The 12,779-nt window shown below is 39.4% G+C and carries 11 protein-coding genes; 10 read left to right on the top strand and 1 reads right to left on the bottom strand.

What is annotated here, in order from left to right; genetic code table 11:
* Positions 1-764 precede the first annotated feature (764 nt).
* The 10 genes from QA601_16245 to QA601_16200 all read left to right on the top strand — a co-directional run bounded on the left by QA601_16245 (position 765) and on the right by QA601_16200 (position 10,187).
* Positions 765-965, top strand: a complete 201-nt coding sequence (locus tag QA601_16245) for a hypothetical protein (protein MDG5816649.1) — start codon at positions 765-767, stop codon at positions 963-965.
* Between the two features lie 120 nt (positions 966-1,085).
* Positions 1,086-1,976, top strand: coding sequence for an AAA family ATPase (locus QA601_16240; protein ID MDG5816648.1), 891 nt, complete (start codon positions 1,086-1,088; stop codon positions 1,974-1,976).
* A complete protein-coding gene (locus QA601_16235; protein MDG5816647.1) occupies positions 1,963-2,394 on the top strand; it encodes a hypothetical protein in 432 nt (143 codons plus the stop codon). The genes QA601_16240 and QA601_16235 overlap by 14 nt, the downstream gene beginning before the upstream one ends.
* Before the next feature lie 204 nt (positions 2,395-2,598).
* Positions 2,599-4,368 (top strand): ATP-binding protein, encoded by a 1,770-nt coding sequence (locus QA601_16230; protein ID MDG5816646.1) that lies wholly within the window; start codon positions 2,599-2,601, stop codon positions 4,366-4,368.
* 426 nt (positions 4,369-4,794) lie between these two features.
* On the top strand, positions 4,795-5,064 hold the full coding sequence (locus tag QA601_16225; GenBank protein ID MDG5816645.1) for a toll/interleukin-1 receptor domain-containing protein: 270 nt from the start codon (positions 4,795-4,797) through the stop codon (positions 5,062-5,064).
* A 264-nt stretch (positions 5,065-5,328) separates the two neighbouring features.
* Complete coding sequence (locus QA601_16220; protein ID MDG5816644.1) at positions 5,329-6,054, top strand: hypothetical protein; 726 nt, start codon at positions 5,329-5,331, stop codon at positions 6,052-6,054.
* Positions 6,055-6,787: 733 nt separating this feature from the next.
* Entirely contained in the window at positions 6,788-7,057 is a 270-nt protein-coding gene (locus QA601_16215) for an AbrB/MazE/SpoVT family DNA-binding domain-containing protein (GenBank protein ID MDG5816643.1), read from the top strand.
* On the top strand, positions 7,041-7,436 hold the full coding sequence (locus QA601_16210) for a putative toxin-antitoxin system toxin component, PIN family (protein ID MDG5816642.1): 396 nt from the start codon (positions 7,041-7,043) through the stop codon (positions 7,434-7,436). The genes QA601_16215 and QA601_16210 overlap by 17 nt, the downstream gene beginning before the upstream one ends.
* A 704-nt stretch (positions 7,437-8,140) precedes the next feature.
* Positions 8,141-8,575 carry a hypothetical protein gene (locus QA601_16205; GenBank protein MDG5816641.1) on the top strand — a complete coding sequence of 145 codons (435 nt, stop codon included), beginning with the start codon at positions 8,141-8,143 and terminating at the stop codon, positions 8,573-8,575.
* A 415-nt stretch (positions 8,576-8,990) separates the two neighbouring features.
* Positions 8,991-10,187 carry a FecR domain-containing protein gene (locus tag QA601_16200; GenBank protein MDG5816640.1) on the top strand — a complete coding sequence of 399 codons (1,197 nt, stop codon included), beginning with the start codon at positions 8,991-8,993 and terminating at the stop codon, positions 10,185-10,187.
* 2 nt (positions 10,188-10,189) lie between these two features.
* Here the strand turns inward: QA601_16200 and QA601_16195 are convergent, their stop codons facing one another.
* The gene (locus QA601_16195) at positions 10,190-12,691 is read right to left on the bottom strand and encodes an SNF2-related protein (protein MDG5816639.1); all 2,502 of its coding nucleotides are present in this window, start codon (positions 12,689-12,691) and stop codon (positions 10,190-10,192) included.
* Between the last annotated feature and the right edge of the window lie 88 nt (positions 12,692-12,779).

The raw sequence follows: 12,779 nt of genomic DNA, 5'->3' as shown, positions 1-12,779 counted from the left end.
TACCCATGTTCCAAGCGTTTTTACCCATGTTCCAAGCGTTTTTACCCATGTTCCAAGCGTTTTGGGCCGTGTTCCAAGATATTTGACCCATGTTCCAAACATTTTCGGGCCGTGTTTCAAATGTTTTTACCCATGTTCCAAACATTTTCGGGCGTGTTCCAGGATGTTTGACCCATGTTCCAAGGATTTTCGGGCGTGTTCCAGGATGTTTGACCCATGTTCCAAGGATTTTGAACAGTGCGCTATGCCTTTAGTCCCCTTTTTAGGCTTTATTTGACTATTCAGTGATAGTTTTACCCTCATTCAACACCATCGATACCTCGCAGGGAGTTTGAAGGGTGGTTTTTTGGGTACAATTACGGCTCTGTGGTGTTTAACTATCCGGTCGCTGCCCGGGGTTTGTGCTTTTGGGTTCCACAGGTGGTTTGCATGTGGGTTCACGGGTTACCACAGCAGCTTTAACGGTCTGACGTTTCTGTGTTTTATGCTTATCAACACTTTTGAGATCTTCCGGGTTTGGGACGACGCCAGTAAGCGTTTGCGTAGACGGGAGACACTTTTAAGCTCTAAAGATATGTAACCTATTGACATTCTTCTACTCATATTTTATTTAACTTACTTAACGTCCCTGTTGTTTTCACATTATCACTCTACGGTATTATGCCTCTTTCAGATCTTCATAATCTCAAAAAATCCTGCATACGTTACTGCAAATCACAATTTTTAGGGTGTGAACTCCTTTTGGGGGAAGATGTGGGAGATAGTTGTGGTGGAAAGGTGGAACAAGTGCAAGGGGTAGATTAGGGGAATTGGAGAAGGAAAATTATTACCTATTTGATGAAAAAAAAGATTCGCTTAAAAACAAAGAGCGTTCAGTTGGTATTATCTATAGTAAATACATGAAATTGTTCGATGGGGATAAATCTATTCGTGATAAACTTGAAAAAGAATACAATAAACTTTGAAATGGCATTTATTAGGTTTTCTTGTATACATTTTAATTTATCCTGAAATACGGATATTAAATAGAGATGTAGTGCCAAAATATATGGTCTAAAAACCACATCACAATTTAGGGAGTTTTCATGGCAATAGTTATTTCAGTTATCAATCTTAAAGGTGGAGTCGCAAAGACAACTACCACAGTCCAACTAGCTGAATGTCTTTCCTCCGAATTCAGTAAGAAAGTACTTGTTGTTGATCTGGATCCACAAACAAATGCTACTATTGCCCTTATTAAAGAAGAAAATTGGGAAGAATTGGATCATAGCGGTCAAACGTTATTTCAACTGTTTAGCGATAAACTTAATAATACAAAATTATTCAATGTTGATACTGCGATTCAAAAAGGGGTTTCGAATCTTAACATCAGATATCTTGATCTACTTCCATCAAGTATAAGATTTATAGATATTCAGGATAAGATTTCGGATATTCCGGACAAAACTGGCTATTCTATCAACCCAATGGAAGTCCTTAAAACAACATTACACCCATACCTTGATGAATATGATTATGTTTTAATAGATTGTCCCCCTAATTTGGGATTTATTACTCGCAATGGTATCGAAATTAGCGATTACTACCTTATTCCAACAATACCGGATACTCTTTCCACTTATGGAATTCCACAAATTATTAAAACAATCAACCAGTTTTCATTAGAACGACCTTTGAAGATTAAATGCTTAGGACTAGTGATTACGAAATTTGATAGCCGCTCAAGTTCTCATGAACGAGGGCTACGAAACTTACCAGCAAGATTCAATATTATATTTGACAATCTTGGACTTCCTCCATCTAAAATATTTGATACTAAAATACCACAAGCAAATGCTACTGCGGAATCAATGGAATTCACAAATCCAGTTTCAACATTTAAACAAAAATACGGTAGAGGCCGATCTGGTTGTCACTATCTTTATGAGTACGTTTTAGATTTAACAAGGGAATTCATGAACTATGCAAAACAATAAAAAACTCGATATGTCTTTGAAAAAATTAAAAGAACTTTTCAAACTAATTGAAAGCGAAGCAAAAGATTCACCTGCCTTTCTTGAGAAACTTGCAATTATTTTTGGTCAGGAATTTTATGAAGCTACCAATATTCAATCTGGTGACAAAAAGACAAAAAAACCAATTTTGAATATTGTTGATATTCTACATAGGTCAGGTCAAGAGACTTTACTCAAGGAATTAGATGTCCTAACAAATGATCAGCTTGCGAAACTTGCAAGCCAAGAAGGTATCAAAAAATTCAAGGATGCCAAATCTGCTGAACGGCAAGACTTGATAGAATCTTTGTCTGAAATTGCTTCAAATAGGTTAAGTCAGGGCTCTTCTTTCACTAAACCTCAAAAAGAACCCGATTCGAATATTGAGCAAAAACAATAAATATATTCTGAATAAAAGAGCAAGAATAAGAGCGGCGGAGGAGAAAAAAAATGCTTGTCCCGGTTAAAACGCCTAACACGGCAGCCCCAAATTTTTACAAAGTTGTCTGACTTGTTGTGCAAACTTTTTGATTTGGCCTAAGACATAGAAGAAAGAGTACCCAGAGCTTAAGAAGAATAAGAATCGTTCAAAAAGGAAGAAAACATGGAGCAACCAAAGTTTCGAGTAGATTCTCGTCTTGCAATCCTTCTCAGCGAGAACTACCGTTCCTCAGAGCTGGCAATTAAAGAGCTTGTTGATAATGCATGGGATGCTGATGCGGAGAAGGTTTCGATAGAACTCCCTGAACCGGTTACTTCCAAGCCAATAGTAGTTGAGGACAATGGAAATGGGATGACTCCTCAAGAAATGCAAAGTGAATATCTGGTTGTCGCAAAGGATCGGCGCTCAAGCAAGGGCAAGCTAACGGTAGGAAAAAAGCGCAAGGTTAAGGGAAGGAAAGGTATAGGAAAGTTCGCTGGACTAATAAGCGCATCTACAATGAAATTGGAAACTTGGGCAAGAGGAACATTGACACAAATAGTTATTCATAAGGACCAACTGTTAGATGCATCCAGAGACCTTGAACAACTGGATTTGCTACCAGAAATCCAAAGCGTTGAAGAGCAGAAATCAGGTACAAAAATCACCCTTACTCATCTCAATCAGAGTCTGAAATTCCCGTTGGCTGATAAGCTAAGGGAAATATTGATTAGAGAATATGGCAGAGAATATGATTTCGAAATTTTTATAAATGGAAACAGACTTTCCATCGAGGATATCAGCGGAGAAACCCGCACAGTGGAGAAGCAATTTGGTGAAATAGGCCATGCGTCTCTGATATTCACAGTATCTGATGGTAAGCGACCTTTTAAAAATTCTGGAATCGCGTTGCGGGTAGATGGAAAGATAATTGGCAAACCAACATTCTTTGGTCTTGAAGAGTCTGAAGATTTTCCGAAATCAATATTAGGAAAGATATATGGTGAAGTTGAAGCCGATGGATTGGTAGACGATATAACTGCTGACTGGGGTACAATAATAGAGAACAGTGTTGCCTATGAGGAGCTAAAAAAGTGGGTTGTGCCTGAAATACGGGATGCTGCAAAAAGGATTTATGGCCAAGAAATACACCTTTCACAAGCGAGACTACAGAAGAAGGTAAATGAACGCATGCAGCATTTGCCTGAATTCAAGCGATATTTCGCACAGAAAGCCCTGAACAAATTGCTGCAGAAATATTACAACGAGCCTGAAGACAGACTTGAGCCAATAGTGAATGTCGTCCTCGACGCTATTGAGTGTGACGAGTACTTCTTTATACTTGATACAATTGATAAAGCTAAGCAAGGAGATGTTGCGTCTTTCGCAGATGCTTTAGAGAAATCAAGCCTGACTGAAATGGCAATAATACAACATCAAATAGCATTTAGACGACGAATGATAGATGAAATTGAAGAAATAGTTAAGAATCCAAACTCTCTTGAGAAGCACATTCATCAAACCTTTGAGAATCGGTTGTGGATACTGGGCATTGAATACTCTTTAAAGTCGTCAAACATCACACTTAAGCGAATAATAGAAGAATACTTGCAGAGCAACAAATATACTGGTCCAGGTGCTTCGAAACGTCCAGATCTACTTCTCATTAATGATGTTCTCGGTCAACATTCAGTAATAGAATTCAAAAGACCAAGTCATACACTGAAGCATGAAGATTATCGGCAGGCGATAGAATATCGCCACGAACTAATGTCTGACCTCCAAAATATGGAAGTCATTATAATTGGTGGGAAGCGGGATGAAGGGTTAAAAACATCCTACACTGAAAATAATGTAAAATTCATGACCTTCAATGAAATAATTGCCGTTGCAAGGAGGCAATTTGATTGGTTTATAGATGAGGTCAGCAAAAAAATTCAACTAGATAAATGAAGAAGCGCAGGTATGAGAAAAGAAAGGTCCAACCAAAAACATCGCACAACATCAAAAGGTTTTTTCTGCATCAAGATGCAGAAAAAACCTTTTGAACGAAGAGCTCAGGCCAGGCACTAACTGTTATATTGTTTATAGGAGAAAGTTTCAAAGCCTGGTTTGAGATCCCAGGGGTTTCTAAAGAAACATTTACAATTTAAGGTCATTCACCTATTTTAGTTTATTAATGAATGTGCTAAGAATAGAGATGGTATCAAATAGCACAGGGGTTTAAATGAAGAGTGGACACCGGCTCTGTTCAACACGATTCTTTATAAAACGACTGTAGATGGGTACAAAGGTGGTGCTTTTGGTACAGTTCATAAATTAGCCTTAAGCGTTGGTAGAAATGCCCAGTGAAGAGATAAAAAGTATGGAGAAGATAAAATGACAAATGATCACGCCCCTATCGAGAAAAAATTATTCATTTCACACTCATCGAAAGATAAAAATACAATATGGCCGATAATTGAAGAACTGACTGCTTACGGTGTTGGTGTTTGGGTTGATGCACTTGAAATGAGACCGGGCTCAAAACTATTCCGTGAAATATCAGAAGGTATAGGTGTTTCAAGGTATGTAGCAGTCATGATTACAAGTGCATCTGTGCAAAGCGAATGGGTAAAAGAAGAAATTCAGCAAGCGATGTCTGATTAGTTATATTATAAATCAATCAAGCTAATTCCTTGTGTTCTTGAAGAATGTGAAATTCCTCGATTCTTACGAGATAAAATTTATTGTGATTTTACACAATCGCTATTCCATGGTATTACACAATTATTAAGTCGTGTTTATGATGATGGCCATATAGTACCAGCTAATATCAATGTAGAAAATCCGATTCAACTTTCAATAAATGATACAAAAAATCATCTTTCTCGGATCTACGGTTTAACAAGTGGATCACAGAGAATCTACTTTGTGTTAGATTCATTAGATATGCTGAATGACCTATCCAAACTATGGGACGACACTGAAGATGATATTGCCAGATTAAGGCCTGGGCTTGAGGAAATGTATGCACGGCAAAGATCACGAATGAAAGAAACTATTCCCTTTTTGATTAGGAATCTTGGCATTTCATATTTCCTTATTGCAGATGTTGTAAATCAATATTTAGGCCGGCGGGCAACTCAAAGTAGTGATATGATTGAGCACTTACAGAGAGCGACCCAATTTATACTTTACGATATCTGGCGCGCAATATTTAAAAATGTACCTAAAGAAAACTTTAATAAACTAACTACATTGTCATATAAACCTGCAAGTGAATACATTAATACTATCGAATCACAAGCGGAAGAAAATCGCATTCCTTCAAGAAAAGTAGAACAATACTTGTTTAACTGCAAACCAGACGAACTTGTTGACATTGGCTTACAAGGCCGAGACGGAATTATTTCATGTCGTATCGATGTTCCTATATTTTCCATTCCTACTGACACACAGAAATATATGGGACAACCAGGCGGATTGCCCCTTCCCCCTAATTCCGAAATTTGTAGGGATAAGTGGTTGAAATACTTTGTACCGCAAATTGTTAGATACCACGTTCGAGAATGTTCAAATTCTGGCCAATATTTAGGACACTTTTTAAAGAATATATCAGTCAAAAAAGAAGATTATGCACACTTCGGTTACTCTTAACAATAGAATTGGGGCGGGAATGCAAGCGGATCGCTGGGCACAAATACACAACAGCTAAAAGCCAAAATGCCTGCCGCGGGAGCAACACAGGCACTTCAGCTGTTTAGCAGCCCGTTAAACATAACCCCCACTCATGCAAAAAAAATCATAAAAATGCACCAAAAAACAGAAATTCATGATATAAAGGAGAGCGAACTACCTTCGCTTTTATCTCTTTATCGGCATTTAAACACCAATGATCCCGATTAAATCCACAAGATTGCAGCATCATCAAATTGTGGAAAGAAATGGGTTGAGTTGTTCGTTGCGCTTACCGAGAATAATCTTACAGTACGCCCAGTTTGTGACAAACGTTCGCTCATACAACCCGTCCGGCATAAGAAATTGGAAACATATTTTAATTGCAACGCAACCAGAATATGACGCTCCTTCAGAGCTCAAATCTTCATCATCCTGTTTTATCCAGGGCTGCGCCAGAAGCCTGGCTTAAACCCTGGGCTGTTATATACCGCGCCTTCAGCGCTTAGGAATCGCCAGTCTGGCATCAATTTACGGTATATCAATAGTACTATGGATTAAGGCTTTTGGTGTATTGCACAAAGAATCCTTAAACGTTGGGAGCAATTGAGTAACCAGCCCAGTAAAAAGACAGTAATCGCGCAGGAATAAGAAATTAATTATGCTAAGGGTTGCCTCGTAGTATATTGGTAAGACATTCTTACATGGAGGTGTTATGGTCAGAACAGAAATTACAAGCGTTTCATCAAAAGGGCAAGTCGTTATCCCTGATAAAATTAGAAAGCAAATGGGTCTTACAAGTGGTTCAAAGCTTATCGTTGTTACTGATGGGACGAACCTTTTATTGAAACCAATTGAAGAACCAAAGCTGGATTCCTTTAAAAAGCTCATTGAAGAGAGTAGAAAATTCGCAAAAAAAGAGAAATTAACCAAATCGGATGTTCAAAAGGCGATTAAGGAAGTACGGCGTGAAAATCGTACTTGATACAAATGTACTTGTTTCAGGAATTTTCTGGGGTGGTATTCCATTTAAAATACTGGAACACTGGATGCAGAATAGGTTTGAACTGATAATTTCGAGAGAAATTCTCGATGAGTATCAAAGGACACTTATTAAGATCTCAAAGGGTAAAAATGATACCCTTGTTGATCAATGGATGTTGTTAATTACAGAGTTCTCACACATCATCAATACAAAAAGAAGGTTTAGGTTATCAGCCGATCCTGATGATGATAAATTCATAGAATGTGCAGTTGCAGGTAGTGCAAAATACATTGTGAGCGGAGATTCCCATTTATTGGATATAGGCACAGTTTTGGACATACCTATAATGCCACCTTCAGAATTTTTGAAGAAAATATAAGAGATAGGATACGCGGCAGATATCGGATGGGTTGGTTAACAAAGACACAAAACTTTAGAATGCCTTAAGTCTTTAGGCATACCGGAGCTTTTAAATGAAAGGAATGAAAAATCGAGCTCTTTCTCATCCCAACAAGCCAATAGACCAAACTGCAGGGTGAACATAAACTTTGGCATCGTCGATGTAATACCCCGAAGGGGTTACGGCCCTAGCCCCAGTGTTTCCTACCTGGGGTCTTGTTGAATAGATGTTGCGGATTTATGAACGGATTTTTTTACAGCAACGCCCTTTCCGATTTCACATCGGAACTCGGGGACCTGAATTGTTGCGCTCCTGAAAATTTGTGCACCTGCTATAGACCAAACTGCAGCCTAAACATAAACCTTGGGCAACCAACGCAACCAGAATATCTCGCCCCTTCAGAGCTCAAATCATCATCCTATTTACCCAGGGCTTGCGCCAGAAGACTGGCTTACCCTGGGCTGTTATATACCGCGCCTTCAGCGCTTAGGAATCGCCAGTCTGGGATCAATTTATGGCATATCAATAGTACTATGGAACAAACTTAAGAATTTGTTACTAAAAAAGAGGCACAAACAGCGTTTTTGTGACTAATTTGAAGATTTTTAAGCAAAACATTTACACTTTCAGGGCTTTCACCTATATTATTTCATTAATATGATATTCAAACTAAAGGGTTTACAATGAAATTTGAAATAATACCGAATTTATTTTTCAAACACTGGAAATTTATTGCATTGATCATAGTTTTAGCTGTTTTTATATTGCCTTTTAAATCAATATATTTCAATAACAATTTGTTAAGTGAATATTTTATAATTGTATACCATCAAATTAAATCATTTACAACTTCATTCTTGATGATCTCATTTGTTTTAGTTATTCAGGTTTTTAATCCTTTGTGTGGAAGAAGGTTTTCAAACCTATTCCTTATATTCTTTGTAGGCTTTGGATCGTTAGCAGGTTTTATGGGTTTAGTTTCAATACCATACCAATCTACTTCAGATATATATTCTAAATTTGATATGTTTTTTTCATCTCTTGGAACTATTGTAGGAACCATAATAATGTACCAAACGAAAATGAAAAGATTAGAGAAAAAGCAGATGCAATCTTAAGAGAGTACAGAAATTATTCTACATTATTGGTTTAAGATCTCGTGGGGTTCTACAGAAACATTTAAATATTAAGGCCATTCACCTATTTTAGTTCAACGGCTATGAAGGTTAACAATAAAAACCATCCCCCGGTAAAACAAACCTTTCACGCTTTCACAAAGCAAGCAAGCCTCTTGGCGCCCCCGTGAGGAACCCTTCACTCGGCCACCAGGCTTTTCTGGGGGGTGGCCACCTTCGCCTCGGGCGACACAAAATCATATAAAATCCCATCGGGACCAAAGCTTCTTACGGTTAAAGGCAACAGGTTTTAGTTAGCCTCCAGACTCACCACCCACAACTACTGCATAGACCATTGTTGCCTGTTGGTTTAAACAATTGTAAAATCCATGTAACTATCAACACGGAAAAAACCAGTATGCTACCAACAATCGCTTTAATGACACTGCTGCTTCTATTCGGGATGGGTAATCGGGCATGCGCAGGACATCACCCGCAAATTAAGTCACTAAGCGGACAAGTCGAGCTAAGACCCACAAACACAACCGGTTGGAAGTACATTTCATCATCGATGCCACTGACGGGAAATGAAGAGTTCAGAGTGCATCCGGGATCCACTATACACCTTTTACTGTCTCACAGAAAAGGCGTCTATTTTAATCAAAACAGCAGATTTGTGATCAGCAGGACCAATAATTCCAATGCACCATACCACGTATCCATTATTTATGGAGAAGCATTCTTTTTCGATCTTGAAAATAGAAGAGGCACTAACCCTCAAGACATTGTTATTAGCACAAATAACTCAAGAATAACTCTGAGCGGTTCATCCTATATAATTGTTGATTCAACCTCAAAACGTCTAAAAGTCCTGGCTGGTGTAGCAAATGTAAGACTAACCCATTTAAACCAACGTCACCATCTAAGAGCTCCGCAGAAAATTGGTATAACCAAACACAACACATTTAAAAGCAAAATGTTGGATAAAGATATCGAAATGATTCAGGATTGGGTGCCAAAAGAAATAATCAGGAGTGCTAAACAACAGCAATTGCGGAATTTACGAAGAGATCGGATACTACTTTCCGGTCAGTTTAAAGACAGAGTGTTATTCACCTCTCTGGATAACAACTCTGAGTATGCAGGTAGTTGGAATATCAGTTCCGGGATAACAAATCATATAAAAACGGTACTGGAAGACAGGTTCTCGCACATGAGTTTTGCTGTTTCTGATCAGGCTCAAACAGGTGATGCCACACATCGGGAGTTAGCTAAAAAATACCAGGCACGGTATGTGGTGAGAGGAGAAATCCAACAATTCGATCTGTTGAAGCGTGCTGATATATCAATAAGTGGCGATCAGTACACCGAAACAAAAGAGACCGCGGTACGATTACGGGTAAGTGTTTATGATGCAGGAGCGGGCAGAATTATTTACGATCAGTTCCATAGAAGCGAAAAGTCTGCTCCGATACGCCGTACAGAAACCCGGCAAGACTATGAAAACATGCAGTTTGCCTTAAAAAACGAGCGGTTTAAATCGACACTGCTGGGGGAAACAATAAGTGAGTGTATAAGTGGTATTATCAAAGATTTATCGGTAATCATCTATTAACCTCATGAAAATAAGCCGATAATATCTTCTTTAGACAGGTTTTTTGCAAAGGAACTTTCTGTGGTGATTATCGAGTTAACCAGCTCCTTTTTTTGGTTTTGCAACTCCAGCACCCGCTCTTCAACTGAGTCCTTGGTGATTATTTTATAAACAAACACCGGTTTGGTCTGACCGATGCGGTAGGCCCTGTCTGAAGCCTGATTCTCAGCACTTGGATTCCACCATGGGTCCAGGTGTACAACATAATCAGCATTGGTCAGATTAAGGCCGGTCCCCCCGGCTTTAAGACTGATCAAGAAAACAGGAGCACTGTTTCTGTTCTGAAACCGATCAACAACCTTCTCTCTGTTTCTGGTTTGGCCGGTTAACAGTTCTGTGCTGATCCCCTGTTGAGCGAGTCGTACTCTGATAAGTTCAAGTGCTTTAACGAATTGTGAGAATATTAAAACGCGGTGTCCGCCCGAAACGATATCACTGAGCACTTCCTCAAGCAGATTAAATTTCCCGCTTTCTTCAGAAAAACTCTTATTCATAATCGAAGGATGGCAACAGATCTGTCGCAACCGCATCAACCCTTCAAGCATCTCAAATCTTCCCCGCTCGATCCCTGAGTTTTCTATGGAGTCGATTATTTTACCTCTGTAGGTATCACGGGTTATATCGTAGAGCATTTTCTGTTCAGGAAGCATTTCGGTGTAGAGTATCACTTCACTTTTAGGCGGTAATTCTTTGGCTACCTGTTCTTTGGTCCTTCTAAGTATAAAGGGATGAATCATTTGCCGTAGCACTGCTGTAGTATTCTCATTTAAGTCTTTCATGATAGGCTTTATGAAATTTTTGGCAAAACTTCTAAAGCTCCCAAGCATACCCGGGTTAAGGAACGTAAATAATGACCATAGCTCAGATAAGTTGTTTTCGATGGGGGTACCACTGAGAGCAAGTTTATGCTTTGCCTTAATTTGCCGTATAGCCCGACTAACCTGTGAGGTGGGGTTTTTTATGGCCTGAGCTTCATCAAGTATCAAGTAATTAAACTTTTTTGTCATTACCTGATTCAGATCTCTTACCATTGTGCCATAGGATGTGATTACCACATCGGCCATAGCAGTTAAATCTTTATAATTGTGCCTTTTAGGCCCATGATATAACAGTGTTCTTATGGCAGGAGCAAATTTCTGTATCTCATTAATCCAATTAAACAAAAGTGAGGTCGGTACCACAACAAGAGAGGGACAGCTCTGTTTAGACTGCTTTTCCCGTAACAGAAGCGCAATGGTTTGAACTGTTTTACCAAGTCCCATATCGTCGGCAAGACATCCTCCGAAGCCATAGTGCTTCAAAAACATAAACCATTGATAACCAGCTAATTGGTAATCACGCATGGTACAGTTAAAGGATTCCGGGGCTGGTTCCTCTTTAATGTTTTTAAAGTCTTTAAGACGCTCTCTTTTGCTTAAAAAATCACAGTCCCCTTCGCTCTTATCTGCCATAGAAAAGAGCATGTCCACCAATGCAATCTGAGATGATTTGATTAGGAGTCGGTCCTTGTTTTCGGTTTCATTTATGGCAGAAAAGAGTGCGGAGAACTTATCCAGCCACGACTGAGGCAACATACCAGAGCTTCCATCGGATAATAATACGAAACGACTCCCCTCTCTCACCGCTTGCAGTAATGAAGCTAAGGTAGCAGAGATACCATCAAATTTTACCGTCAAGGCGCATTCAAATACCCCCTCTTTGGTTGTAACTACAACGTTTAGTTTGGGAGTGGATTTGCGGGCATTTGAGGAGATGAGTTTCTCCTGACCGTATATTTCAAAACCATCCCTGGCCAAACGGGGTAATTCCTGAAGAGTCCAGATGCGGGGATCACAATCGGGGGTGAAGGTAGCAGCCTGATATCGTACAAGGTTATAGGAGGCCAGTTTAGCGGTAAGCACTGTTTCTCTTGCCCGGGACCGTGTAACCTTTACCAGTTTGCCACTTTCTGACAGAACAATGCGGCTTTGATTTGAGTCGGTGCGTGAAAACTCAGCCAACCCATTATAATGAAATCTCAATTCAACCAAAAGCATTGATTCGCTTTCAGTTAGATACAATCTTCCCACAGGTTTGCTTAACGGCAGTTCCCCGACATTTAAATCAGAAGTTCTCTGTTCACTTTCTGCTCTCTCATCATCATCCGTATCATCTGCCGGCGGCAAGTTATCCCAATTGATACCAACCTGAACAGCGTTGCTTTCGTTTGCCGAAAACATAGCAGCAACAGCATGCTTGCAGGCACCGCCCATATCAAAGCCACAGCTACACTCAAAGCGCATTCCGGCCTCGGAATCTCGACTGATCACTACTTTCTGAGTAGCCTCATCACGAACACTGGCAATGAGATTGTCACCAAGTAAGCTACTCGAGATTACTTTCTGCTTTTGATACCAACGACGCCCCTCTTCCACAACTGCAGGAAATGCGTACTTGCTGATCTCTTCTTCTGAATAAAATGCCACGAAAACGGTCTTCCGGAAGATAATTATACTGCTAATTCTTTATAATGAAACCTGAAAATAGATGTTGCACTGATTGAGGAAAAGACAG

This window comes from Chitinispirillales bacterium ANBcel5, assembly GCA_029688955.1.
In the GTDB taxonomy this organism is placed as follows: domain Bacteria; phylum Fibrobacterota; class Chitinivibrionia; order Chitinivibrionales; family Chitinispirillaceae; genus Cellulosispirillum; species Cellulosispirillum alkaliphilum.
Note: the sequence above shows the minus strand (reverse complement) of the source record. Positions and strands in the feature narration are given on the sequence as shown.